The sequence below is a fragment of the Klenkia marina genome (assembly GCF_900101025.1).
Classification (GTDB): domain Bacteria; phylum Actinomycetota; class Actinomycetes; order Mycobacteriales; family Geodermatophilaceae; genus Klenkia; species Klenkia marina.
In genome coordinates this window covers 362,171-386,873 of the sequence record NZ_FMUH01000003.1, presented here as the reverse complement: position 1 = coordinate 386,873, position 24,703 = coordinate 362,171, and the positions used below count along the sequence as shown (strand labels likewise).

The 24,703-nt window shown below is 74.5% G+C and carries 24 protein-coding genes; 8 read left to right on the top strand and 16 right to left on the bottom strand.

Going from position 1 to position 24,703, the window contains the following annotated elements; translation table 11 throughout:
• Positions 1–115 precede the first annotated feature (115 nt).
• Both BLP29_RS11490 and BLP29_RS11485 read left to right on the top strand, forming a co-directional pair.
• Entirely contained in the window at positions 116–745 is a 630-nt protein-coding gene (locus tag BLP29_RS11490) for a nitroreductase family protein (RefSeq protein ID WP_092804277.1), read from the top strand.
• 4 nt (positions 746–749) lie between these two features.
• Positions 750–1,814, top strand: a complete 1,065-nt coding sequence (locus tag BLP29_RS11485; protein ID WP_092804274.1) for a molybdopterin-dependent oxidoreductase — start codon at positions 750–752, stop codon at positions 1,812–1,814.
• Positions 1,815–1,817: 3 nt separating this feature from the next.
• On the opposite strand, the gene hisH is transcribed toward BLP29_RS11485, so the two are convergent.
• The 3 genes from hisH to BLP29_RS11470 form a co-directional block, all read right to left on the bottom strand.
• Positions 1,818–2,453 (bottom strand): imidazole glycerol phosphate synthase subunit HisH, encoded by a 636-nt coding sequence (gene hisH, locus BLP29_RS11480; RefSeq protein ID WP_092804271.1) that lies wholly within the window; start codon positions 2,451–2,453, stop codon positions 1,818–1,820.
• Positions 2,454–2,476: 23 nt separating this feature from the next.
• The gene (locus BLP29_RS20660; protein WP_207798438.1) at positions 2,477–2,896 is read right to left on the bottom strand and encodes a LysE family translocator; all 420 of its coding nucleotides are present in this window, start codon (positions 2,894–2,896) and stop codon (positions 2,477–2,479) included.
• Positions 2,897–3,000: 104 nt separating this feature from the next.
• Positions 3,001–3,561 carry a nucleotidyltransferase family protein gene (locus BLP29_RS11470; RefSeq protein ID WP_092804268.1) on the bottom strand — a complete coding sequence of 187 codons (561 nt, stop codon included), beginning with the start codon at positions 3,559–3,561 and terminating at the stop codon, positions 3,001–3,003.
• Between the two features lie 95 nt (positions 3,562–3,656).
• Here BLP29_RS11470 and BLP29_RS11465 point away from each other — a divergent pair, with 95 nt between their 5' ends.
• Complete coding sequence (locus tag BLP29_RS11465; protein ID WP_092804265.1) at positions 3,657–5,141, top strand: SulP family inorganic anion transporter; 1,485 nt, start codon at positions 3,657–3,659, stop codon at positions 5,139–5,141.
• A gap of 11 nt (positions 5,142–5,152) precedes the next feature.
• Entirely contained in the window at positions 5,153–5,485 is a 333-nt protein-coding gene (locus BLP29_RS11460) for a MerR family transcriptional regulator (protein ID WP_243469881.1), read from the top strand.
• Here the strand turns inward: BLP29_RS11460 and BLP29_RS21030 are convergent.
• From BLP29_RS21030 to hisD, 4 genes are read right to left on the bottom strand one after another with little or no spacing between them, the layout of a single operon-like run.
• Positions 5,475–5,648: a hypothetical protein gene (locus tag BLP29_RS21030; protein WP_165839365.1), complete on the bottom strand. Its 174-nt coding sequence runs from the start codon at positions 5,646–5,648 to the stop codon at positions 5,475–5,477. The two genes, BLP29_RS11460 and BLP29_RS21030, sit on opposite strands and share 11 nt — an antisense overlap.
• On the bottom strand, positions 5,649–6,245 hold the full coding sequence (gene hisB / locus BLP29_RS11455) for an imidazoleglycerol-phosphate dehydratase HisB (protein WP_092804259.1): 597 nt from the start codon (positions 6,243–6,245) through the stop codon (positions 5,649–5,651). It abuts the gene before it with no gap.
• A gap of 5 nt (positions 6,246–6,250) precedes the next feature.
• Positions 6,251–7,372: a histidinol-phosphate transaminase gene (locus BLP29_RS11450; protein WP_092804256.1), complete on the bottom strand. Its 1,122-nt coding sequence runs from the start codon at positions 7,370–7,372 to the stop codon at positions 6,251–6,253.
• The gene (gene hisD, locus BLP29_RS11445; RefSeq protein WP_092804253.1) at positions 7,369–8,670 is read right to left on the bottom strand and encodes a histidinol dehydrogenase; all 1,302 of its coding nucleotides are present in this window, start codon (positions 8,668–8,670) and stop codon (positions 7,369–7,371) included. The genes BLP29_RS11450 and hisD overlap by 4 nt, the downstream gene beginning before the upstream one ends.
• A gap of 89 nt (positions 8,671–8,759) precedes the next feature.
• Here hisD and BLP29_RS11440 point away from each other — a divergent pair, with 89 nt between their 5' ends.
• A complete protein-coding gene (locus tag BLP29_RS11440) occupies positions 8,760–9,653 on the top strand; it encodes an LON peptidase substrate-binding domain-containing protein (RefSeq protein WP_092804250.1) in 894 nt (297 codons plus the stop codon).
• Between the two features lie 62 nt (positions 9,654–9,715).
• Here the strand turns inward: BLP29_RS11440 and BLP29_RS11435 are convergent, their stop codons facing one another.
• The 6 genes from BLP29_RS11435 to lspA form a co-directional block, all read right to left on the bottom strand.
• Complete coding sequence (locus BLP29_RS11435) at positions 9,716–11,272, bottom strand: LCP family protein (RefSeq protein WP_092804247.1); 1,557 nt, start codon at positions 11,270–11,272, stop codon at positions 9,716–9,718.
• 123 nt (positions 11,273–11,395) lie between these two features.
• Positions 11,396–12,091, bottom strand: a complete 696-nt coding sequence (locus BLP29_RS11430) for a DUF2567 domain-containing protein (RefSeq protein ID WP_092804244.1) — start codon at positions 12,089–12,091, stop codon at positions 11,396–11,398.
• Between the two features lie 24 nt (positions 12,092–12,115).
• Positions 12,116–15,670, bottom strand: a complete 3,555-nt coding sequence (dnaE, locus tag BLP29_RS11425; RefSeq protein WP_207798437.1) for a DNA polymerase III subunit alpha — start codon at positions 15,668–15,670, stop codon at positions 12,116–12,118.
• Between the two features lie 112 nt (positions 15,671–15,782).
• Complete coding sequence (locus BLP29_RS11420; RefSeq protein WP_092804241.1) at positions 15,783–16,622, bottom strand: CPBP family intramembrane glutamic endopeptidase; 840 nt, start codon at positions 16,620–16,622, stop codon at positions 15,783–15,785.
• 17 nt (positions 16,623–16,639) lie between these two features.
• Positions 16,640–17,572, bottom strand: coding sequence for an RluA family pseudouridine synthase (locus BLP29_RS11415; RefSeq protein ID WP_092804238.1), 933 nt, complete (start codon positions 17,570–17,572; stop codon positions 16,640–16,642).
• A gap of 20 nt (positions 17,573–17,592) precedes the next feature.
• Entirely contained in the window at positions 17,593–18,198 is a 606-nt protein-coding gene (gene lspA / locus BLP29_RS11410; protein WP_243469880.1) for a signal peptidase II, read from the bottom strand.
• A 218-nt stretch (positions 18,199–18,416) separates the two neighbouring features.
• On the opposite strand from lspA, the gene BLP29_RS11405 reads away from it, so the two are divergent.
• The gene (locus BLP29_RS11405) at positions 18,417–19,991 is read left to right on the top strand and encodes a malate:quinone oxidoreductase (RefSeq protein ID WP_243469879.1); all 1,575 of its coding nucleotides are present in this window, start codon (positions 18,417–18,419) and stop codon (positions 19,989–19,991) included.
• A 67-nt stretch (positions 19,992–20,058) separates the two neighbouring features.
• Here BLP29_RS11405 and BLP29_RS11400 read toward each other — a convergent pair whose 3' ends face one another.
• The gene (locus BLP29_RS11400; RefSeq protein WP_092804235.1) at positions 20,059–21,018 is read right to left on the bottom strand and encodes a phytanoyl-CoA dioxygenase family protein; all 960 of its coding nucleotides are present in this window, start codon (positions 21,016–21,018) and stop codon (positions 20,059–20,061) included.
• Complete coding sequence (locus BLP29_RS20655; protein WP_165839364.1) at positions 21,015–21,947, bottom strand: class I SAM-dependent methyltransferase; 933 nt, start codon at positions 21,945–21,947, stop codon at positions 21,015–21,017. The genes BLP29_RS11400 and BLP29_RS20655 overlap by 4 nt, the downstream gene beginning before the upstream one ends.
• 63 nt (positions 21,948–22,010) lie before the next feature.
• Here BLP29_RS20655 and BLP29_RS21025 point away from each other — a divergent pair, with 63 nt between their 5' ends.
• Positions 22,011–22,868: a methyltransferase domain-containing protein gene (locus BLP29_RS21025; protein ID WP_165839363.1), complete on the top strand. Its 858-nt coding sequence runs from the start codon at positions 22,011–22,013 to the stop codon at positions 22,866–22,868.
• 62 nt (positions 22,869–22,930) lie between these two features.
• Here BLP29_RS21025 and BLP29_RS11390 read toward each other — a convergent pair whose 3' ends face one another.
• The gene (locus BLP29_RS11390) at positions 22,931–24,061 is read right to left on the bottom strand and encodes an MFS transporter (RefSeq protein ID WP_092804229.1); all 1,131 of its coding nucleotides are present in this window, start codon (positions 24,059–24,061) and stop codon (positions 22,931–22,933) included.
• A gap of 24 nt (positions 24,062–24,085) precedes the next feature.
• On the opposite strand from BLP29_RS11390, the gene BLP29_RS11385 reads away from it, so the two are divergent.
• On the top strand, positions 24,086–24,652 hold the full coding sequence (locus tag BLP29_RS11385; protein ID WP_092804226.1) for a TetR/AcrR family transcriptional regulator: 567 nt from the start codon (positions 24,086–24,088) through the stop codon (positions 24,650–24,652).
• Positions 24,653–24,703: the final 51 nt, after the last annotated feature.

Genomic DNA, 24,703 nt, shown 5'->3' with positions numbered 1-24,703 from the left:
CGGGCGGGAGCGCCCTGCCCGCGCCTGCCCCCGACGCATCCCCGTGCCGCCTGCGCCCGGCGGTGGGCGCACCCGGGAGCAGGTGCGTGCCAGGGCCATCGGGCAGGCTGGCGGGGTGGAGTTCGCGGAGGTGCTGCGCCGGCGCCGGATGGTGCGCGACTACGACCCCGACCAGCCGGTGCCGCCCGAGGTGCGGGAGCGGCTGCTCGCCCACGCCCTGCGCGCCCCGAGTGCCGGGTTCAGCCAGGGCTGGGCGTTCTTGGTGCTCGAGTCCGCCGCCGAGCGCGACGCCTTCTGGTCGGCGACCACCACCGCAGGCGCCCCGGACGCCTGGCTCACCCGCATGCGCCGCGCTCCGCTGCTGGTGGTGCCCTTCAGCGACAGGTCGGCCTACCTCGAGCGGTACGCCGAGCCCGACAAGGGCTGGACCGACCGCGACCCCGCCGCCGTCGCCGCACGCTGGCCGGTGCCCTACTGGGACGTCGACACCGGCATGGCGTCGCTGCTCATGCTGCTCACCGCCGTCGACGAAGGACTGGGCGCCTGCTTCTTCGGCGTGCCCGGTGACCGGGTCGGAGCACTGCGCGCGGCGTTCGGCGTCCCGGAGCGGTTCTCCCCCGTCGGGTGCGTGTCGGTGGGCTACCCCGGGGACGCCGACCGCCGCTCGCCGTCGCTCAGGCGCGGCCGTCGAGGTGTCGACGAGGTCGTCCACCGCGGCCGCTGGAGCGGCACGGACGCACACTGAACGGGTGGCACGGGGACTGCAGCGCGCGGGGCGGCGGTCGAACCTCGCGCTGCTCGGGCTGCTGCTGCTCGCCGGGGGCACCGGGGTCCTCGGGTTCGCGCTCGGCACCCCGACGGCCGGGCGGGTGGTCGCCGTCGCGCACGGCGCGGCCGGGCTCGGGCTGCTGCTGCTCGTGCCCTGGAAGACCGTCGTCGTCCGGCGGGCGCGGGCCCGGCCCGCCGCGCTGCGGGCGCCGTCGGCGGCGTACTGGCTCACCGGGCTGGTCGCGGTCTGCATCGTCAGCGGGGTGCTGCACTCGGCCGGCGCCGCGGGCACCTGGGCCACCAGCGGCACCCCGGTCGCGGCGCTGCAGGTGCACGTCGGCGCGGCGATCGTGCTCACCGTCGCCCTGGTCGCGCACACCTGGGGCCGGCACCAGCGCCCGCGGACGGTCGACCTGCGACGCCGCACCCTGCTCGGCGCCGGAGCGCTGGCCGGAGGGTCGCTGGCGCTGTGGGGCGTCACCGAGGGCGTCTGGCGGCTGACCGGCGCACCTGGAGCGCGGCGCAGCGGCACCGGCTCCTACGAGCGCGGCACCGACGACCCCGCGGCCATGCCGGTCACCCAGTGGGCCTCGGACACCGTGCCCGAGGACCCGCCCGACGGTGCGTCCGGCGAGGTGCGGCTCGTCGCCGGGGGCTGCGAGGTCGTGCTGCGGGCACGCGACCTCGACCGCGGGGACGAGGTGCGGGCCCGGCTGGACTGCACCGGCGGCTGGTACGCCGACCAGCAGTGGCGGGGCACCACCCTGCAGCGGCTCGTCGCCGAGCAGCTGGGTGGGGCGGGTGCCGCCGCGCAGTGCATCCGGGTCACCTCGGTGACCGGCTTCAGCCGGCGGATCCCGCTGCGCGACGCCGGCCGCACCCTGTTGGCCACCCACGCCGCCGGACGACCTCTGTCGCCCGGCCACGGCGCGCCGGTGCGTCTGGTGGCCCCGGGCCGGCGCGGTGTGTGGTGGGTGAAGTGGGTGGACCGGGTCGAGGTGCTCGACTCGCCGTGGTGGCTGCAGCCGCCGTTCCCGCTGCAGTAGCGCTCAGCCCAGCGTGCCCAGCCAGTTGGTGAGCAGGGCGGCGCCGGCGTCCCCGCTCTTCTCGGGGTGGAACTGGGTCGCCGACAGCGCGCCGTTCTCGACCGCGGCGACGAAGCGGTCGCCGTGCTCGGCCCAGGTGACCGCGGGTGGCCTGAGCGGGCCGGTGCCGTCGCGGCCCAGCGGGAAGTCGCGCACGCCGTAGGAGTGCACGAAGTAGAACCGCTGGTCGGCGATGCCGTCGAACAGCACGGTGTCGGTGGGGGTCTCGACGGTGTTCCAGCCCATGTGCGGCAGCACCGGCGCCTGCAGCTGCTCGACGGTGCCGGGCCACTCGGCGCAGCCGGCGCTGTCCTGGCCGTGCTCGACGCCGCGGTCGAAGAGGATCTGCATGCCGACGCAGATGCCCAGCACCGGCCGTCCACCGGCCAACCGCTTGCCGATGATCCTGGGCCCCTCGACGGCGCGCAGGCCGTCCATGCAGGCGGCGAAGGCACCCACGCCGGGGACGACGAGCCCGTCGGCCTCGACCGCGGCGTGCGGGTCGGCCGTGACCTCCACGTCGGCACCCACCCGGGCGACCGCACGCTCGACCGAGCGCAGGTTGCCCGATCCGTAGTCCAGGACGACGACCTTCTTCACCCGCACCACGCTACCCAGCAGCGCTACCCGGCGGCGCGGGAGGACCGGAGGGTCAGCACGGCCAGCGCCCCCAGCACCGTGCCGGTGATCCGGTCCAGCACCCGCATGCGCAGGCCCGGCAGCAACCGCCGCGACGACCCGCCCAGCAGCGCCCACCGCACGTCGACCGCGGTGGCCAGCACCATGAACAGCAGACCCAGCACGGTCAGCTGCAGGGGCACCGCCCCGGCCGCCGGGTCGACGAACTGCGGGAGGAACGCGAGGTGGAAGACGGCCGTCCCGGGGTTGAGCGCCCCGACCGGCAGCGCCCGCAGGAACGCCGTCCGGGCCCGGGTGCGCGCCCGAGCGGGCCGGGGACGACGGTCAGCGCCCGGCTGGCGAGCGGGAAGGCGACGAGCGTCGCGGTGGTGGGCACGGCGCGCAGGCCACCGACCGGCAGCCACCCGGTCTGCCGGTTTGCCGGGCGTCCGCACCGTCAGCCGACCGGTGATCAGCACGGACCAGTCGCTGCCCCCGACGTCCCGAGGCAGCGCTGGACCCGGGGTGATCACGTCCAGGGCAGCACGGTCAGCTCGGGCCACTGCTGCTGCCAGCGGGCGGCCTTGGCCTCGTAGACGTGCTGCGGCGCCAGCACCCGGTTCGGCCGCACCACGAGGTCGGCCAGGTCGGCGAACCCGTGCGGGGCGTACACCTCGCCCGTGACCACCTCGATCCCCACGCAGCAGCACGCCGCGGCGAAGTGGTCGATCGCGTCGCGGCAGTCGCGGAACGGGCGCGGCATCGGGGAGTCGAAGTGCTCGGCGTACCAGAGGTGCACCCGGGCCTCGTTGCGCACCTCGACCGGCACCGGCAGGTCGGCGAACAGCTCGGCGGCGGCGCCGATGACGGCGTCCTCGGCCTCCCAGGACGTGTCGGCCGAGAAGTAGAAGACGTCGGCATCACGCACCCCGGTGCCCGGCGCCCGGCCGGTCAGCCCGTTCCAGACCGCCTGGAACAGCACCCCGGCGGTGAGCCAGCAGTCGGGGAGCCCCAGCTCGGGCGCACGGTCCAGGACGCCGGTGGCCACCGGGTCGGCGCGCACCAGCGCGAGGAACGCGGCCTCGTCCATCAACCCTACCCTCACGTGAGGGTAGGGTCTGCCCGGTCCGGCCCCCGCACCGCGGCGCGCGGCCGACCCTCCCCCTGATCGACGAGAACGGTGCCATGACGTCTGCCCTGCTCCCCCGCTCGACCCCCGACTGGGTCGCCGCCCTGCGCGACCCCCGCCGGCTGCGCACCGAGGTGCTCGCCGGCCTGGTGGTCGCCCTCGCCCTCATCCCCGAGGCGATCAGCTTCTCCATCATCGCCGGCGTCGACCCCCGGGTCGGCCTGTTCGCCAGCTTCACGATGGCCGTGACCATCGCCGTCGTCGGCGGCCGCCCGGCGATGATCTCCGCGGCCACCGGTGCGGTCGCGTTGGTCATCGCCCCCCTGGTGGCCGACCACGGACTGCCCTACCTGATCGCCGCCGTCCTGCTGGGCGGTTTGCTGCAGATCGCCCTCGGGCTGCTCGGCGTGGCCCGGCTGATGCGGTTCGTGCCGCGCAGCGTGATGGTCGGCTTCGTCAACGCGCTGGCGATCCTCATCTTCGCCGCCCAGGTGCCGCAGCTGGTGGACGTCCCGTGGCTGGTCTACCCGATGGCCGCGGTCGGCCTGCTGATCATCTTCGGGTTGCCGCGGTTGACCACCGCCGTCCCGGCGCCGCTGGTCGCGATCGTCGTCCTCACCGCGACCGCCGTGGCCGCCGGCATCGACGTGCCCACGGTCGGTGACCAGGGTGCCCTGCCCGACAGCCTGCCCGCGCTGCTGTGGCCCGACGTCCCGTTCACCCTCGAGACGCTGCAGATCGTGCTGCCCTACGCCCTCGGGCTCGCACTCGTCGGGCTGATGGAGTCGCTCATGACCGCCAAGCTGGTCGACGACCTCACCGACACGGGGTCCTCCAAGACCCGCGAGTCGGTCGGGCAGGGCGTCGCCAACGTCGTCACCGGGTTCTTCGGCGGCATGGGCGGCTGCGCCATGATCGGGCAGACCATGATCAACGTCCGATCCGGCGCCCGGACCCGCGTGTCGACGTTCCTGGCCGGCGTCTTCCTGCTGGTGCTCGTGGTCGCCCTCGGTGACCTCGTGGCGGTCATCCCGATGGCCGCCCTGGTCGCGGTCATGATGTTCGTGTCGATCGCGACCTTCGACTGGCACAGCCTGCGCACCCTGCGCCGCATGCCGCGCAGCGAGACCGCGGTGATGCTGGTGACCGTGGCGGTGGTGCTGGCCACCGACAACCTGGCCATCGGCGTGGGCGTCGGGGTGCTGACCGCCTGCGTGCTGTTCGCCCGGCGGGTGGCCCACCTGGTCACCGTCACCGGTGGCGAGGTCGTCGACGGCACCCGCACCTACGTGGTGCGCGGCGCCCTCTTCTTCGCCTCCACCAACGACCTGGTCGGCCAGTTCGACTACGGCACCGACCCCGCGCACGTCGTCGTCGACCTGAGCGGCGCGCACGTGTGGGACGCCTCCAGCGTCGCCGTGCTGGACGCCGTCGAGCACAAGTACGCGGCCCGGGGCACGGTGGTCGACGTCGTCGGGCTCACCGACGAGACCGGGCACTACCACCGGCGGCTGGCCGGTCAGCTGGGCGGCGGCCACTGATGGGGCACGGCATGCTGCAGATCGGCGAGGTCGCCGACCGGATCGGGCTCTCGCTGCGCACGATCCGGTACTACGAGGAGGTCGGCCTGGCGGTGCCGTCGGCCCGGTCGGAGGGCGGGTTCCGGCTCTACACCGAGGACGACGTCGAGCGGCTGCGGGTGATCATGCAGATGAAGCCGCTGGGCTTCTCGCTCGAGGAGATGCGCGAGCTGCTGCAGGCCCTTGCCGACGGCGGCCCGGCCGACCGGCTCGCGCACTACCGCGCCGCGGCCGCCGACCGGGTCGAGGCCCTGCGCGCCCAGCTGGCCACAGCCGAGGCGTTCGCGGGGCGGCTCAGAACCTGAGGACGCCGGAGGCGATCGACAGCGCGGCGGCGACCAGCAGGACGCCGGCGAACACCCACTGGCCCGAGGTGCGCCCCCGCACGGGGTCGTCGGCCCGGAAGATCGACCACGCCCCGCCCAGCAGGAAGAGCCCGATGGCGATCAGCGCGGAGGCGAAGCCCACCTACAGGGCGCCCTTGGTGGAGGGCACGTCGGTGACCCGGGGGTCGAGGGCGACCGCGGTGCGCAGCGCACGGGCGAGCGCCTTGAACTGGCCCTCGACGATGTGGTGGGCGTCCCGGCCGGCGTAGAGCACCCGCACGTGCAGCGAGATGCGGGCGTTGAACGCGAAGCTCTCGAGCACGTGCTTGGTCAGCGACGTCGGGTAGTCCGGGCCGATCATCGGGGTCATGCCCTCGGGCTCGGCGTGCACGAAGTACGGCCGGCCCGAGAGGTCGACGGCGGCCTGCACCAGCACCTCGTCCATCGGGATGGTCGCGTCGCCGTAGCGGGTGATGCCGCGCTTGTCGCCCAGCGCCTCGGCGAAGGCCACCCCCAGCGCGATGGCGACGTCCTCGACGGTGTGGTGGGCGTCGATGTGCAGGTCGCCGTCGGCCTGCACCCGCAGGTCGATGCCGCTGTGCTTGCTCAACGCGGTGAGCATGTGGTCGTAGAACCCGACCCCGGTGGAGACCGAGCTGGTGCCGGTGCCGTCGAGGTCGACCTCGACGACCAGCTTCGTCTCGTTGGTGGTGCGCTCGACGCGGGCGGTGCGGCTCATGGCGGTCATCCTCCCAGGTCGCCGGAGGCGACGGCGTCACCCAGGTGGGCCGAGGCGACGACCTCACCCAGGGCGGTGAGGAAGGCGTCGGTCTCCTCCGCCGTGCCGGCGGTGACCCGCAGCCAGCCGGGCAGGCCGACGTCGCGCACGAGCACCCCGCGGTCCAGCAGCGCGCGCCACACGGCCGGGGCGTCGGCGAACCCGCCGAACAGCACGAAGTTGGCGTCGCTGGGCACGCTGGTGAGCCCGAGGCCGGGCAGGGCGTCGACGATGCGGTCGCGCTCGTGCTTGACGGCGTCGACGGTGGCCAGCAGGGCGTCGGTGTGCGCCAGCGCGGTGCGGGCGGCGGCCTGGGTGAGGCTCGAGAGGTGGTAGGGCAGCCGCACGAGCTGCAGGGCGTCGACGACGGCGGGGTCGGCGGCCAGGTAGCCCAGCCGCAGACCGGCCATGCCGAACGCCTTGCTCATCGTGCGGCTCACGACCAGCCGGGGGCGACCGGCCAGCAGCGTCAGGGCCGACGGCGTGGCCGCGCGGGCGAACTCGGCGTAGGCCTCGTCGACCACGACCATGCCGTCGGTGGCGTCGTGCAGCGCGGTGATGGTCTCCAGCGCCACCGCCGTCCCCGTGGGGTTGTTCGGGCTGGTCACGAACACGACGTCGGGCCGCAGCTCCCGCACCTGGGCCACCGCGGCCCCGGTGTCGATGGTGAAGTCGGCCCTGCGGTGGCCGTCGACGAAGGTGCCCCCGGTGGCCTCGGTGATCAGCGGGTGCATCGAGTACGACGGCGTGAAGCCCAGCGCGGTGCGCCCGGCCCCGACGAAGGCCTGCGACAGCTGCTGCAGGATCTCGTTCGAGCCGTTGGCGGCCCAGACCTGCTCCGCGGTCACGGGCGTGCCCGAGCGGGTCAGGTAGGTCGCGAGGTCGGTGCGCAGCGCGACGGCGTCGCGGTCGGGGTACCGGTTCAGCCCCAGCGCCGCCGCCCCGAGCGCCGCACCGAGGTCGGCGAGCAGTTCGTCGGGCAGCGGGTGCGGGTTCTCGTTGGTGTTCAGCCGGTGCTGCGCGGGCACCTGCGGCGCCCCGTAGGGCGACTTGCCCACGAGCTCCGGCCGGACCGGCAGCGCGCTCACTTCTGCCGGACGGCGACGGCGGCGGCGTGCGCCGGGAGGTCCTCGGCGTGGGCCAGGACGTCGACGTGCCGGGCGACGTCGGCCAGCGCGGCCTCGTCGTACTCGACCAGGTGGATGCCGCGCAGGAAGGTCTGCACCGAGAGGCCGCTGGAGTGCCGGGCGCAGCCGCCGGTGGGCAGCACGTGGTTGGAGCCGGCCGCGTAGTCGCCGAGGGAGACCGGGGACCACGGCCCGACGAAGACCGCGCCGGCGTTGCGCACCCGCTCGGCCACGGCGCGGGCGTCGCGGGTCTGGATCTCGAGGTGCTCGGCGGCGTAGGCGTCGACCACGGCCAGCCCCGCGTCGAGGTCGTCGACCAGCACGATGCCCGACTGGGTGCCGGCCAGCGCGGTGTCGATGCGGTCGCTGTGCTTGGTGGCCGCGACCTGGCCGGGCACCAGCTCGAGCACCGCGTCGGCCAGGGCCTCGCTGGTGGTCACCAGCACCGCCCCGGCCAGCGGGTCGTGCTCGGCCTGGCTGATGAGGTCGGCGGCGACGTGCACGGGGTCGGCGGTGTCGTCGGCCAGGACGGCGACCTCGGTGGGGCCGGCCTCGCTGTCGATGCCGATCAGCCCGCGCAGCAGCCGCTTGGCCGCGGTGACGTAGACGTTGCCCGGTCCGGTGACCAGGTCGACCGGCTCGCAGGCCCCCGCGCCGTAGCCGAAGACGGCGATGGCCTGTGCACCGCCGACGGCGTAGACCTCGGTCACGCCGAGCAGGGCGCACGCGGCCAGCACGCCGGCGTCGGGCAGCCCGCCGTTGTCGCGCTGCGGCGGGGTGGCCACTGCGATCGACTCGACCCCGGCGATCTGGGCCGGCACGACGTTCATGACGACGCTGGACAGCAGCGGGGCCAGACCACCGGGCACGTACAGGCCGACCCGGCGGACGGGGACCCAGCGCTCGGTGACGGTGCCGCCGGGGACGACCTGGGTGGTGGTGTCGGTGCGACGCTGGTCGGCGTGCACCTTCCGCACCCGCGCCACGGCCTCCTCGAGCGCCTCGCGCAGGGTGGGGTCGACGGTGGCCAGCGCCTCGTCGAGGGCGGCCTGCGGGACGGCGAAGTCCTCGGCGTCGACCCCGTCGAAGCGGGCGGTGATCTCGCGCACGGCTGCCGCGCCGCGCAGCCGGACGTCCTCGAGGACCGGGCGGACCACCGCCTCGACGCTCTCGACGTCGGTGCTGGCCCGGGGCAGCAGCCCGGACAGCTCACGCACCCCTGGCAGCTGGGATCCGCGCAGGTCGATGCGGGTGAGCACGGGTACCTCCGGAAGACGGGCAACAGACGGGTCCAGGGTAGTTGCGCGGCGCTGGGCCGCCGCCCGCCCTCCCCCGTAGGGTTCGGGCCGTGGGCGACCTGATCCCGTTGTTCCCGCTGGGCAGCCCCCTGTTCCCCGGCGTCGTGCTGCCGCTGCAGATCTTCGAGCCGCGGTACCGCCGGCTGGTGGCCGACCTCGTGGCCCGCCCCGAGGGCAGCGGGCCCCGCTCGTTCGGCGTGGTCGCCATCCGCCAGGGCTGGGAGGTCGAGCGGGTCGCGCCGGCCGAGGCACTGTTCGACGTCGGGTGCACGGCCGTCGTCCGGGCGGTGACGCCGCAGGCCGACGGCGGGTACCGGCTGGTCACCGTGGGCGGTGACCGCTTCCGGCTGCTCGACGTCGTGGTCGCCGACGACCCGCCCTACCTGCAGGCCGAGGTCGAGTGGCTGGGCGAGGAGGAGGCAGCGGAGGAGGCCGCCGGCGACGCCGACGGGCTGACCCCGCCGCCCGGGGGCCTGACCCCGGTCGACGACGCCCTCGCCGCATCGGTGGCCCAGGGCTCGCTCGACCTGCTCGTGGGCAACGTCTCGGACCTGTTCTCCCGGTACGTCACCGAGGTGGCCGTGCTGCGCAGCGGAGGCGGCCCGATCGAGGTCGACGACGAGGAGGAGGCCGAGCTGCTGGCCGACCTCGGCCTCGACGGCCTCGACGGCGAGGGGGACGACGCAGCCGCCGAGACGGCCGACTCCGCCGCCGCCGCCCTGCTGCGCCAGGTCGGCGACGACGCCCGCGGGCTGTCCTACCTGGTGGCCTCGGCGGCGCTGCTGACCACCGACGACCGGCAGGCGCTGCTGGCCGAGTCGGCGACGCGGCGGCGGCTGGCGGCCGAGTCACGGCTGCTGCGGCGCGAGCTCACCCTGCTGCGCGAACTGGGCGCCGTCCCGGTCCCCCTGCAGCGCTTCGCCACCCCCATGACCCCCAACTGACAGAAGGACCCCAGAAGGACCCCAGAAGGACCCGGCCGGGCATACCCGAACGGGGTACTCGTTCAGTTGATGCAGCTGGTGTCGGCGGCGGTGCGCTCGGGGTTGACGTAGGCGCCGGGGACCGCGGGCTCCTCGGTCGGGGTGGGCGAGGCCGTGGCCACGGCGACCCCCACGCCGTCGAAGTCGGTGCCCAGGGTCAGCGTCAGCTGCCCCCGACCGAGGGTGTCGTCCACCGCCAGTGCCGCTCCGGGGACCTGGGCGGCCAGCGTGGCCGCGACGGCGTCGTCGCCGGTGCGGTGGGTGATCGTCGTGGTGGGGGTCGCGTCGGCGTTGCCGCCGGTGCTCGCCCGGAACCCCAGCCCGGTCAGCTCGGTGGCGGTGCCCGCGGCCGCGCCGGAGACCCCGGACCCGTTGAGCACCGACACGGTGACCGCCGAGGGCGCCACCGTCGCCGGGGCCGCCGGGGCCGCCGGGGCCCCGCTCGTGGGCGCGGCCGCGGCGGGCTCGGGGTCGGCCGTCAGGTCGGAGAAGAAGTCGGTGAGCACCTGCGCCGGGGGCAGCTTCAGGACGGCGACGCCGTCGACCTCGGCGTCGGTGAGACCGGGGATGGTCTGGAAGGTGATCGCGTCGGGCCGCACGCCCTGCATCTGGCCGGCCAGCTGGAAGATGTCCAGGCCCTGGTCGAGGGTGACGCTGGAGCCCACCTGCTCCACGACCTGGCGCTGCCTGGTCGGGTCCAGCAGCAGGTTCGAGGAGAGCAGGTTGCGCAGCATGCCGCCGATGAACACCTGCTGGCGTGCGACGCGGTCGAAGTCCGAGGACCGCTCCCCCACGCCGTGCCGCTGCCGGACGAACAGCAGCGCCTGGCTCCCGGTGAGGGTCTGCGGGCCGGCGTCGAAGTGCGCGCCGGTCACGCTGTCGTCGCTGGCCTGGCACAGGTCGACGTCGACCCCGCCGACGATCTCGGTGAGGTTGATGAAGCCGAGCAGGTTGATCTCGGCGTAGTGGTCGATCTGCAGACCGGTGATGCCGCTGATGGTCTGGATCAGCAGCCGGGCGCCACCGGCCCGCTTCGCGTCCTCGTCGCCGTCCGTGCCGTCGTACCCGAAGCTGTAGGCCGAGTTGAGCTTGGCGCGACCCTGCCCCGGGATGGACACGTACATGTCGCGGGGGAAGGACACGAAGGAGGCAGCCGACCCGTCGGCGGGGACGTGCACCAGCATCATCGTGTCGGTGTTGTGCAGGCCCTCGGGATCGCCGGTGGCGTACTCCTCGACCTGCTCGGGGGTCAGCCCCGCACGGGAGTCGACGCCGACCAGCAGCATGTTCATCGCCTGACCGGCGTGCACCTCGCCGTTGACGTCGGTGTTGCCGGTGGTCGGGATGGCGTCGGTGCGGTTCACGCTGGCCTCGGCCACCCGCACCAGGTACCAGCCCCAGCCGCTGCCGGTGACCAGCAGCACGCTGAGCACGCCACCGAGCAGCCGGACGGCCAGGGCCACGCGCCGGCCACCGCGGCCACCGGCGCTCCGTCCCGACGGTCGGCCCAGTCGCGGGTCCAGCCGGGCCGGGAGCACCTCGCGGTCCGCGCCGCCGTCGGGGGTCCCCGGGCGGCTCACGGGGTCACCCGGTGGGGGCCGACCGACGAGGGCGTGGAGGCAGGACGCAGCAGCACGGACCGAGGGTGACAGCTCGAATGCGGGCGGTGACGGAGCGACGCGGAGCGCAGCGGCCCCGTTCCGTCACTCCTGGATCGTCGGTCCCGCGGGCCTCGCCTGCGCCACGACCCCGGACGGCGCCGGGGCCTGCGCGACGGCCGGCTCGGCAACCGGCACGAGGTCGGTCCCGGGCCGACCGAGGTCGTCGCGACCGGCCACGACCGCGGCCACGACCTGGACGAGCACGGCGACGAACGGCCCCACGGCCAGCGCCGCCAGCATGTTCAGGTCGAGCGCGGTGGTGACCACGGCACCGACGGTGGACAGCTGCTCGTCGGAGGGCGGTCGACCCAGCAGCGAACCGAGCTGCATCGCGCTCACCGACGCGACCACCATGCCCAGCGCCAGCCCGACCAGCGCCACGACCCCGCGGCGAGCAGACCTCGACCAGACCGCCAGCCCGGCGATGAGGCCCAGACCCGCCATGAGCAGCACGTAGACCCCGTCGTCGGCCATGAACAGCTCGGGGTCGACCAGGCCGCCGCCGACGACCTCCAGACCACCGTCGGCGGAGGTGACGGTGAACTGCGCCCGGGGGGCCAGCCACACCCAGAGCAGGCCGGCCCCGAACCCGAGGACGCCGAGCGCCACGACGGTCAGCGAGGCGAAGCGCACGTCGCCGCGGCCGCCGCGCAGGCCCGACCCGACCGGGACCGCGGGCGGACGGACCGGACCGGCTGGGTGAGCCGGACCGGTCGACAGGGGGTCAGGGGCGCTCACGGCGGCGATGCAACCACACCGACCTCAGAGGATCGCGACGCTGGTGGGCCCCAGCAACGCCTTGATGTCGCCCATCAGCGCAGTGCTGGGCCGCACCGACAGCCGCTGGTCCAGCCGCAGCACCGTCTCGCGCTGGCCGTTGATCAGCTTGAGCTGGACCTCGGTGGTGCCGGGGTGGCTGCCGAGCACCTCGCGCAGCCGCTCGACCACCGGCGGGGTGCACCGGGCGGCCGGCATGGAGACCAGCACCGGACCCCGCGGGCCCTCGGTGAGCTCGGGGATGGTCACCTCGGAGCCGAAGATCGACGGGGTGTCGTCACGGCGCGAGATGCGTCCCTTGACCACCACGATCTGGTCGCGGGCCACCTTGTCCTGCACCTCGAGCCAGGTCTTGGGGAAGAACAGCACCTCGATGCCGGCCTCGAGGTCCTCGATGGTGGCGATGGCCCAGGGCGCGCCCTGCTTGTTGGTGCGCGGGGACACCGCGGTGAGGATGCCGGCGACGGTGACGTTCGCGCCGTCCTCGACCCCGCCGGCCAGGATCTCGGCCAGCGCCGTGTCGGCGTGGCTGGTGAGCACGTGCTCGACCCCGTGCAGCGGGTGGTCGGAGACGTACAGCCCGAGCATGTCGCGCTCGAAGACCAGCCGCTCGGCCTTGGACCAGTCGGCGGTCGGGATCGGGATGTTCAGCGCCGCGGACAGCGGGTCGTCGGCCCCCAGGTCGTCACCGCCGCCGAACAGGTCGAACTGGCCCTCGGCCTCACGACGCTTCAGGCCCATGGCCGAGTCGACCGCCTGGGCGTGGATGGCCGCGATGCCCTGCCGGGAGTGACCCAGGGAGTCGAAGGCGCCGGCCTTGGCCAGGGACTCGATGACCTTCTTGTTGCAGGCCACCGTGTCGATCTTGCGCATGAAGTCGGCGAAGTCGCGGAACGCGCCCTTCTCCTCGCGGGCCTTCACGATCGAGGCGACCACGTTGTGGCCGACGTTGCGCACCGACGCCAGACCGAAGCGGATGTCGTCGCCGACGGCGGTGAAGTCCCAGGAGGACTGGTTGACGTCGGGCGGGAGCACCTTGATGCCCATGCGGCGGCACTCGGCCAGGTAGACCGGGCGGCGGTCCTTGTCGTCGCCCACGCTGGTGAGCAGGCCGGCCATGTACTCGGCCGGGTAGTTGGCCTTGAGGTAGGCCGTCCAGTACGAGACCAGGCCGTAGGCGGCCGAGTGCGCCTTGTTGAAGGCGTAGTCGGCGAAGGGGACCAGGATGTCCCAGAGCGTCTTGACCGCAGCCCCGGAGAAGCCGTTGGCCTTCATGCCGGCCTCGAAGCCGACGAACTCGGCGTCCAGCACCGACTTCTTCTTCTTGCCCATGGCCCGGCGCAGCAGGTCGGCCTTGCCGAGGGAGTACCCGGCGACCTTCTGCGCGATCGCCATGACCTGCTCCTGGTACACGATCAGGCCGTAGGTCTGGCCCAGGATCTCCTCGAGCGGCTCGGCCAGCTCGGGGTGGATCGGGGTGATCTCCTGCTGGCCGTTCTTGCGCAGCGCGTAGTTGGTGTGCGAGTTCGCGCCCATCGGGCCGGGCCGGTAGAGCGCACCGACGGCGGAGATGTCCTCGAAGTTGTCCGGGCGCATCAGGCGCAGCAGCGACCGCATGGGCCCGCCGTCGAACTGGAAGACGCCCAGGGTCTCGCCCTTGGACAGCAGCTCGTAGGTCTTGGGGTCGGTGAGCTCCTTGCTGAGCTCGTCGAGGTCGATCGCGGGCTTGCCGTTGATCTCGATGTTGCGCAGCGCGTCGTCGATGACGGTGAGGTTGCGCAGGCCCAGGAAGTCCATCTTGAGCAGGCCGAGCGTCTCGCAGGTCGGGTAGTCGAACTGCGTGATGATCGCGCCGTCGGCCTCGCGCCGCATGATCGGCACGCTGTCGATGAGCGGGTACCGCCCGATGATGACGCCGGCGGCGTGCACGCCCCACTGCCGCTTCAGGCCCTCGAGCTTGCGGGCCTGGTCGACCACCTCGGCGGCGCCGGGGTCGGATTCGTAGCGGGCCCGGAACTCGGCGGCCTCCTTGTAGCGCGGGTGGGCGGGGTCGAAGACACCGGTCAGCGGGATGCCCTTGCCCATGACGTCGGGCGGCAGGAGCTTGGTCAGCTCGTCGCCGACGGAGAAGGGCCGGTCGAGCACCCGGCCGGCGTCCTTGATCGCGGCCTTGGCCTTGATCGTGCCGTAGGTGACGATCTGGCTGACCCGCTCCTCGCCGTACTTCTCCGACACGTACCTGATGACCTCGCCGCGCCGGCGCTCGTCGAAGTCGATGTCGACGTCGGGCATGGAGACGCGCTCAGGGTTGAGGAACCGCTCGAAGATCAGGCCGTGGGCCAGCGGGTCGAGGTCGGTGATGCCCATCGCGTACGCGGCCAGCGACCCGGCGGCCGAACCACGACCCGGGCCGACCCGGATGCCGTTGTCCTTGGCCCAGTTGATGAAGTCGGCGACCACGAGGAAGTACCCCGGGAAGCCCATCTGGACGATGATCCCGGTCTCGTAGTCGGCTTGCTTGCGCACGTGGTCGGGGATGCCGCCGGGCCACCGCTTGTGCAGCCCGCGCTCGACCTCCTTGATGAACCAGGAGGTCTCGTCCTCGCCCTCGGGCAGCGGGAACCGCGGCATGAGGTCGGCACCCTCGGTGAAGGTCACCTCGCACTGCTCGGCCACCAGCAGCGTGTTGTCGCAGGCCTCGGGCATCTCGCGGAACAGCGAGCGCATCTCGGCGGCGGTCTTCAGGTAGTAGCCGTCGCCGTTGAACCGGAAGCGGTTGGTCTCGTTCAGCCGCGAGCCGGTCTGGATGCACAGCAGGGCGTCGTGGGCGTCGGCGTCCTCGCGGTGGGTGTAGTGCAGGTCGTTGGTGGCCAGCAGCGGGATGCCGAGGTCCTCGGCGATCTCCAGCAGCGCGGGCTTGGTCTGCTTCTCGATCGACAAGCCGTGGTCCATCACCTCGGCGTAGAAGTTCTCACGCCCGAAGATGTCCTGGAAGTCGGCGGCCGCCTGCCGGGCCCGGTCGACCTTGCCCGCGCGCAGCCACATGTTGACCTCGCCCGACGGGCAGCCCGTGGTGGCGATGAGGCCCGTGCCGTACTGCTCGAGCAGGTCGCGGTCGAAGCGGGGCTTGCGGTACTGCCCCTCGAGGCTGGCCAGCGACGACAACCGGAACAGGTTGTGCATGCCCTCGGTGGTGCGGGCCAGCAGCGTCATGTGGGTGTAGGCGGCCTTGCCCTTGGACGACGCGCCCTCGCCGTCCTCGTCGGCGATCGCACCGAACTCGAACGGGGCACGGTCGAACCGCGAGCCGGGCGTGTAGTAGCCCTCCATGCCGATGATCGGCTTGACCCCGGCGGCCTGCGACTGCTTGTAGAAGTCGTACGCGCCGAACACGTTGCCGTGGTCGGTCATGGCCAGCGCCGGCATGCCCTCGGCCGCGGCGGCCTTCGTCAGCTCGGGCAGCTTGGCCGCGCCGTCGAGCATCGAGTACTCGGTGTGCACGTGCAGGTGCACGAAGTTCTCGCTCGAACCACTGGGCACGGGGTGCGCTCCTCACAGGTCGGTGGTGCAGGTGCAGGTGGTGCTGACCGGCGGGGAAGGCCGAGGGTGCAGACCGGGGGTGCTGACCACCGATCTTCGCACTGCAGGTTGTCTACTCGGGGGGTCCGACAGAGTCGCGCTGGTCTCCCCGCGTGTCCCACCGGGCGCGTCGCGCCGGTCCGGCCGCGGGCAGCGCCGAGCTGGGCACGAGCAGGAACCGCAGGTCGACGGCGGCGTGCAGCAGCACGGGCAGCAGCAGCGACCCGGTCTGCAGGTACAGCGCGGCGAACACCCCGCCCAGCACGCCGGTGAGCAGCACTCCCCCCACCCCCTGGTAGGCGTGCGCCAGGCCGAACGCCAGCGCGGCCACGCCCACCAGCCAGCCGGTGGGCAGGCCTGGGGCCAGTGCGGCGACCACGGCCAGCAGGAACCCGCGGTAGAGCCACTCCTCGCACACGCCGGCGGTGACCCCCACGACTGCGAACAGGCGGCGTTCGGGGCCCGAGCGCGGCAGCAGCGCGACGGTCGGGGCGACCGCCGGCTCGCTGTGCCGGCCCTCCCCGGGGCGCGGGGCCCGCGGCGGGGCGGCGGCCAGCGCGCCCGACCGCAGCGCCCGGGTGGACACCACGACGAAGGCGACCAGGAGCAGGCAGGCCAACGAGGTCGGCCACCCCGGCAGCGCCGTCGGCCAGCGCAGGCCCAGCTGGGCGGCCTCGACGTCGGGCGCGGCCAGGAAGACCACCAGCACGAGCCCGGACAGGCCCCACTCGAGGATCAGCAGCCGCACGTAGAACGACCGGCGGGCCGCGGCGTCGGTGCGCATGCGGTCCTCGAAGCGGCGGTGCAGCACGTGCCCGACGAACGGCTCGCCCACCACGAGGTAGACCGCGACCACGACCGCGGCCAGCGCGGCCGGACCGAAGTCGGCGAGGGAGTCGGGCAGGCCGGTCACGGGGTGGGGTGGGCCGCTCAGGCCTCGGCGCGCAACCGGTCCAGCGCCCCGGCGAGGTCGTCGGGGTAGCTGCTGGCGAACTCGACCCAGCGGCCGTCGGCGGGGTGGGCGAAGCCCAGGCGCATCGCGTGCAGCCACTGCCGGCCGACGCCCAGCCGGGCGGCCAGGCTGGGGTCGGCGCCGTAGGCCATGTCGCCGACCAGCGGGTGGCGCAGGGCGGAGAAGTGCACCCGGATCTGGTGCGTGCGCCCGGTCTCGAGCTTGACGTCGACCAGCGAGGCGGCGCGGAAGGCCTCGAGGGTGTCGTAGTGGGTGACCGAGGGCCGCCCGGAGCTGACGACGGCGAAGCGCCAGTCGTGCTTGGGGTGCCGGTCGATGGGGGCGTCGATCGTGCCGCGGGAGGGATCGGGGTGCCCCTGCACCAGCGCGTGGTAGCCCTTGTCGACGGTGCGCTCCTTGAACGCCTGCTTGAGCACCGTGTATGCCCGCTCGCTCTTGGCCACCACCATCAGGCCCGTGGTCGCGGCGTCGAGCCGGTGCACGATGCCGCGGCGCTCCTCGGCGCCGCTGGTGGAGATCCGGTACCCCGCGGCGGCCAGGCCACCGACGACGGTCGGGCCGTCCCAACCCGGGCTGCCGTGCGCGGCGACGCCGACCGGCTTGTCGATCACCACCAGGTCGTCGTCGTCGTGCACGATGCCCATCCCCACGACCTCGCGCGGCGGGGCGGGCTCACCCGGCGGCGGGGGCAGCTCCACCTCCAGCCAGCTCCCGGCGGTCAGCCGGTCCCCCTTGCCGCGGGCCCGGCCGTCGACGACCACCCGGCCCTGGTCGGCGAGGTCGGCGGCCGCGCCGCGGCTGAGCCCGAACAGCCGGCTCAGCGCCTGGTCGACCCGCTGGCCCTCGAGGCCGTCGGGCACCGGGAGCTCACGGCGCAGGCTGGCGGTCATCCCGCCATTGTGACCGACGCTCAGTCGCGCTCGGTCGGCGCCGCGGGCGCCTCCTCGTCGACGGTCCCGTCGGTGCCGTCCTCGGACCGGCCCCGGCTGCCGTCGAACTCGATGCCGCGCACGGCGAGCACCGCGCCCAGGACGCCGCCGCACACGATGGCGGAGTCGGCGACGTTGAAGATGGGCCACACCCGGCCGTACGGGTCGAACAGCGACAGGAAGTCGACCACCCCGCCGCGGAGGAAACCGGGGTCGCGGAACACCCGGTCGACCAGGTTGCCGACCGCGCCGCCGAGCACCAGGCCCAGCGCGACCGCCCAGCCGGTGCTGAACAGCCGGCGGGCCACCCGCACGATGACCACCACCACGACGAGGGCGATCAGGGTGAAGACCACGGTGGCGCCCTCGGCGAAGGAGAACGCCGCGCCGGTGTTGCGCGCCTCGGTGAGGTAGAGCACCCCGCCCAGCAGCCGCAGCGGCTCGCGGTCGGACAGGGTGGCGACGACGACGAGCTTGGTCACCAGGTCGAGCGCGAGGATGCCCCCGGCCAGGCCCAGCAGCAGCGCGGTGCGCGGCCGGCGGGCCGGCGCCTCGGGCTCGGACGGGCGGGCGGTCTCCTCGGGCACGGCGACGACGGTACCGAGCCGCCCCGCCGCGCCCGGGCCGGTCGGTGCCGACCACCCCGCAGGGGGCAGCATGGCGAGGGTCACACCGCCCGGGTGAGGTGCCCGGGGCGCGGGAGGACGACCATGGCCAGGAGCAGCGGTGATCCCGCTGCCCTGCCACGCAGCGCGCCGCAACGACCGCGGCGCGGGACCTCAGGAAAGGCACCGTGACGAGCCCCGTGACGAGCCCCACCAGCACCGAGCACACCACCAGCGGGCACACCGCCCCGGGCGAGTACGCCCACCCCGTCATCCCGGACACGTCGCGGCCCGACGTCGTCCTGGTCGGGGGCGGGGTGATGAGCGCGACGCTGGCCGCCCTGCTGGGCATCGTGGCGCCGCACTGGTCGATCACCCTCTTCGAGGCCGGCGACAAGGTCGCCGCCGAGAGCTCCGACGGCTGGAACAACGCCGGCACCGGCCACTCGGCCCTGTGCGAGCTGAACTACACCCCGGCGGGCAAGGACGGCTCGGTCGACCCGGCCAAGGCCATCTCGATCAACGAGCAGTTCCAGCTGTCGCGCCAGTTCTGGTCGCACCTGGTGCGCAGCGGGCTGACCGGCTCCCCGAAGAACTTCATCACCCCCGTGCCGCACATCAGCTTCGTGCACGGCACCGAGGGCCAGGAGTACATGCGGGCCCGGCACGCCGCACTCACGTCGTCCCCGCTGTTCGCCGAGCTCGAGCTCACCACCTCGCAGGACGAGCTGGCGCAGTGGGTGCCGCTGATGATGGAGGGCCGCGACCCGGCGCAGCCGGTCGCGGCCACCCGGTCCACCGCCGGCACCGACGTCGACTTCGGGTCGTTGACCCGGCTCCTGCTCGACCAGGCCACCAGCCGCGGCGTGGCGGTGCACACCGGCACGAGCGTGCAGGACCTCGAGCGCACCACCGACGGCCGCTGGAAGGTCACCGCCCGGCACCACGCCTCGGGCGAGGAGTTCACGGTCAACGCCGGGTTCGTGTTCGTCGGCGCCGGCGGCGGTGCGCTGCCGCTGCTGCAGCGGGCCGAGATCCCCGAGATCAAGGGCTTCGGCGGGTTCCCGGTGTCGGGGCTGTTCCTGCGCTCGAAGAACGAACAGCTCGCCGCCCGCCACCAGGCCAAGGTCTACGGCCAGGCGGCCGTCGGTGCGCCCCCGATGTCGGTCCCGCACCTGGACCTGCGGCTCATCGACGGCCAGCAGTCGCTGCTGTTCGGGCCCTACGCCGGGTTCTCCCCCAAGTTCCTGAAGTCCGGCTCGTGGCTGGACCTCCCGCGCTCGGTACGCCTGGGCAACATCGGCTCGATGCTCGGTGTCGCCCGCACCCAGACCGCGCTCACCCGCTACCTCGTCGGCCAGGTGCTCCAGCGCCCGTCCGACCGCCTCGAGGCCCTCGAGGAGTTCGTGCCCACCGCCGACGGCGACGACTGGGAGATGATCCACGCCGGCCAGCGCGTGCAGGTCATCAAGCAGGACGAGAAGGGCCGCGGCGTGCTGCAGTTCGGCACCGAGCTGGTCGTCGGCGGCGAGGGCAGCATCGCCGGCCTGCTGGGCGCCTCCCCCGGTGCCTCCACGGCCGTGGCCGCGATGCTCGACCTGCTCCGCCGTTGCTTCCCCGACCGGCACGCCGAGTGGGAGCCGCTGCTGCGCGAGGCCATCCCCTCCTACGGGCGACCGCTGTCGGGCGACCCGGCCCTGTTCGCCGAGGTGCGCGAGGAGACCACCCGCACGCTGGAGCTCACCGGCCCGGTCGAGCTGGCCGGCGCCCGCTGACGGAAGGGCCCCGGCGCACCCCGCGACTCGCGAGCTCGCCGCGGGCCCCTGCGCCGGGGCCGACCACCTAGCTCACGACCGGGTTCACCGGCGTGTCGATCACCTCTCCCGGCTGCGCCCCGGGGAGGAACTGCTGCCACTCCCCCGACACCAGGGTCGGCCGCGGGACGACGGCGGCGCCGTCGGCGAAGTAGGTCGTCGCCAGCACCATGCGCGGCGCCGTCGTCCGGTTCGGCCCCGCCGTGTGGAAGCACAGGCTGGAGTGCACCGACACCTCGCCGAGCTCGAACGGGCCGTCCTCCACCGAGACCTCGGCGCCGGCGAACGCCCGCGACACGGCCCGGTCGTAGCTGGCGTCGGTGGTGGAGAACGGCACGTCGTCCACCAGGCGGTGCAGGTCGACGCCCCGGGCGAACGACAGCGGCCCCATCTCCCGTGGGGTCTGCTGCAGCGGCACCCAGACGGTGGCCACCTGCTGGCTGTCGATCGGGAAGTGGTGGTCGTCGAAGTGCCACGGCGTGCGCCCGCACGCGGGCTCCTTGGCCAGCACGTTGTCGTGGTAGATCCGGACGTCGGCCACGTCGAGCAGGTCGGCGACCAGCCGGCCCAGCCGGCGGGCCAGCACGAACTGGGCGATCTCGCCGGACCGGGTCCACATGAGCTCGTCGCTGGTGAACCGGCCAGCGGGGCGGTCGCGCTGCTCGGCGGCCAGGTGCTCGACCAGCAGCCGGCGCAGCCGGGACACCGCGGCCGGGGGCAGCACGCCGGGCAGCTTGACGAAGCCGTCCCGGGCGAAGGCGGCCCGCTGCTCGGCGCTGACCGGGTAGGTCTCGGCCAGCAGGGCGGACAGCTCGTCGGCCGGGGGCTCGGGCAGCGCATCGGGCTCGGCGAGGTCGAGCAGCGGGCCGTCGTCCGCTCCGCCGTCGGCGAGCGTCAGGTACCAGTCCCACCACTCGTTGTTGTCCCCGGTCCAGGCGGTGTCCAGGCCGTCGCGGGCGGCGTGCGACTGGCTGACGTTGCCGCTCACGCCGCCACCTCCGCGTGGCGCACCGTGATGAGCTCGACCCGGTGGTCGAACACCCAGCGGTCGCCGTCGACGCACGAGTCGAGGTAGGCCCCGAGCACGGGGTCGGCCTCCATCGCCCCCAGCGGCACCGAGTCGTCGAACACGCAGCGCTGCAGGAAGCCCTCGGCGGTCGCCCGGTCGTCCCGGGCCACCGAGGTGCGGTAGGTCAGCGGCTGACGCTCCACGACCACCGGGAGGTCGTCGAGGGCGGCCAGCACCTGCTCGGCCGACGTGTAGGGCACCCGGGCGCCGTCGGGGTCGAACGAACGCCGGAAGGCGTCGTCGACGACGAGGTAGTGCGAGGCCGTGGTGGCCTGGGCGACGACGCCGAGCCCGCCGGGGGCGATCGCGTCGACGAAGCGGGCCATGCCGGCTGCGACCTCGTCGGGGGCCAGCGCGTAGAGGCCGTGCGTGCTCCACACCAGGTCCCAGCCACCGGGCCGCACCGCGAGGTCCTGCAGCGTGCACTCGTGGTCGGCAGCGCCCTCGAAGGGCGGGGCGAGGGTGCCGCGGGCCTCGTCGAGGCTGAAGCGGGAGGGGTCGAGCAGGTCGGTCTGCACCACCAGCTCGCCGGCCAGTGCCGCGACGTCGGGGGTGGCGAGCAGGGCGGTGGGGAACTTGCCGCTGCCGCAGGCGACGTCGAGCAGGCCGATCCGGTCACGACCGGCGGCCAGGGACCGGAACGTGCCGGCCCAGTCGCGGGCGGCAGCGAGCTGGCGGTAGTCCTCGGTGGCCAGGGCGTAGAAGGCCTCCATGCCGCGGCGGCCGGCCTCCGACCAGTGCGCGAGGCTCGCCTGCGACGTGGCCGACGGGGACGGGGACGGGGGCGGGGTGCTGCTGGGGACGGGGTGCACGTGGGCAGCCTGCGCCCCGGCCCCGGCGGTGTCCACCCCGGGGTGCTCATCGACGTTTCCGCAGTTGGCACGTGCGGGCCGTGTGGTTCAGTCACCCCGGTGACCACCACCACGGCTCCGCTGCAGCTGCTCAGGGGTGCGCTCGCCGGGCGGCCGGCCCTGCCCCCGCTCACCCCCGCGGCCTACGCCCGGGCGCACGCCACCTACGAGGCGCACAGCGACCAGCGCGCCCTGCTGGCCGGCTGGCTGGACGAGGTGCTCACGGCGCGGCTGGTCGGCCCGGGCCCGCGCACGGTGCTCAGCGTCGGGCCCGGCGACGGCAGCGTCGACGCCCCGCTGGCCCGGTCGCTGGCCCGGCACGGCGGGCCGCTGACCTGGGTGGCCGCCGAGCCGGACGCGGTCGTCGGGGATCGCTGCCGTGCCCGGCTGGCCGAGGCGGTCGGTCCCGGCGGGTCCGCCGTCCTGCACACCGGCCCCTTCGGGACGGTCGGCCGCACCGTCGGCGCCGACCCGGTCGACGTCGTCCTAGCGGTGCACTCGCTCTACTACGTCCCCGACCTGCACGAGGCGGTGGCCGACGCCGCCGCGCGCCTGGCGCCGGGCGGCGCGGTCGTGGTGCTGCTGGCCCCGCTGGAGGAGCTCTGCCAGCTCACCGAGGCCGTCGCCTCGGCCAGCCACCGGTGGTGGAGCGGCGACCTGCCCGCGGCGCTGGGCGCGGCGGGCCTGCGCGGGACGACGGCCCGGCTGGCCGGCCGGCTGGACGTCACGCCCTGCACCGACCCCACGTCCGCGACCGGCCGCGAGGTGCTCGACTTCCTGGTCGGCGCGGACTGCACCGCCCTGCACGACGACGCCCGCCGGGCGCTGCTGGACGCGCTGGCGGCGATCAGCACCGAGCACGACGGTCGCCGCACGGTGCCGCACCCGGTCGACGCCGTGGTCGCGACCCGCGCCTGACCCCGCCCACCTGACCCCGCTCGACCCACCCCGCTCGACTGACCCCGCTCGACCGACGCCGCTCACCGTCCACGTGGCCCCGGCACCGCGGCGCCGACCACCGTCACCGCCGCGGCGACCCCGAACGCCACCGGGGGCCCGGCCCCCAGCAGCGCCGACGCCAGGGGTGCACCCGCGGCCTGGCCGAGCAGCAGCGCGACGAAGAACGCGGAGACGGCGGGGCCGGGCGTGCCGGAGACCGCACCTGCCCAGGCGATGAGCACCGTCGTCCCGACCGTGAACCCCAGGCCGAACGCGGCCGCCGCGAGGAAGGGCACCGGGCCCGCGGGCGGGGCGACCATCCCGACGACCCCGACGGCGGTGAGCAGCAGGGCCGAGCGCCAGGCCCGCCGCACCCCGGCCCGCAGCCAGCGCGGGGCGAGGACCGCCGCGCCCGTGGCCCCGACGCCCAGGGCCGCCCAGACCCACACCGCGGTCGACGGGGACGCCCCGCCCGCCTGCAGCACCGACCGTCCGTGGGTCCACACGGCCGCGCTGCCGGCCCCCAGCAGCACCGCGCCCGCCAGCGGGGCGACCCACCCGCGGCCGACGTCCACGGGCCCGGTGGGGGCTGCGTCGACGGAGGCGGGGTCGGCGGGGCCGCGCGGGGCGAGCAGCACGACGGCGAGGGCGACGGCGGCGGTGAGGGCGGCGGCGACCCACCACGCGGTCTGCCACGCCCCGCCCAGCAGCAGGGCGAGCAGCGCCGCCGCGACCAGCCCCGGCCCGGTGCCCGCGTTCACCACGGCTTGGGCCCGGTCCTCGGCCGGGCCGGGCACCGCCCGCCGCACGAGCACGACCAGGCCCGGGGAGGCGGCCCCCGCGCCGGCGCTGCCGAGCACGACCGAGACCGAGAAGACACCCACCGACGCCGCCGTCGCCACCCCCACCGCACCGATGACCGCGATGCCACCGGCGCCGGCCACCACGGCGCGGGGCCATCGCTGGCAGGTCACGAAAGCCAGGCCCGCGGCCACGCAGTAGGCCACCGAGGTGGCGCCGGAGACCACGCCCGCAGCAGCGGTGGACAGCCCGAGGTCGCGCTGGGCATCGGGCACCGCCAGGCCGAAGGCGTAGCGGACCAGACCGTAGGTGCAGGCGATCAGCGCGGTGCCTGCCAGGACCAGGGCGGCGGAACGTAACGATCGTTTCATCGAAACGGACGTTACAGTGATCCCGTGAGTCCGCGACCCGACGTACGGCAGCGCCTGCTCGAGGCCGCCGAGGAGCTCTTCGCCGCGCAGGGGGCCTCGGCGACCCCCGTCGACCAGGTGCTCGGCCGCGCCGGCGTCGCGCCGGCCACGCTGTACGCCCACTTCGGCAGCAAGACCGGCCTGCAGGCCGCCGTCCTGGAGTCCCGGCTGGCCCGCTGGGACGCCGTGTGGCGTGCGGCGGTCGAGGCCGCCGCCGACGACCGGGGCCGCCTGCTCGCCGTGTTCGACGCGCTCGAGGCGTTCGCCGGCACCGGGGCGCCGTCGCGCTGGTGCGCGTTCCTCGAGGCCGCGGCCGGCGCACCGCCCGAGGACCCCATCGGGGCGGCCGCGGTGGCCGCCGACACCGACCTGCTCCGCACGCGGCTGACCGAGCTGGCGCGGCCGGTCGCCGGAGCGGGCGCCGCCGAGCTCGCCGAGCACCTGCTCGTCGTGGTCAGCGGGGCGCTGGCGATGCGGCTGCGCCCGGGCGCCGAGCACGCCGTCGCCCGCGGCCGGGCCGCCGCCGAGGCCCTGGTGCCCCGCCACGGGTGATGACGTCCCCCGGCCCCGCCGCCGCGGAGCTCGTCGGGCGGGCGGCAGGTC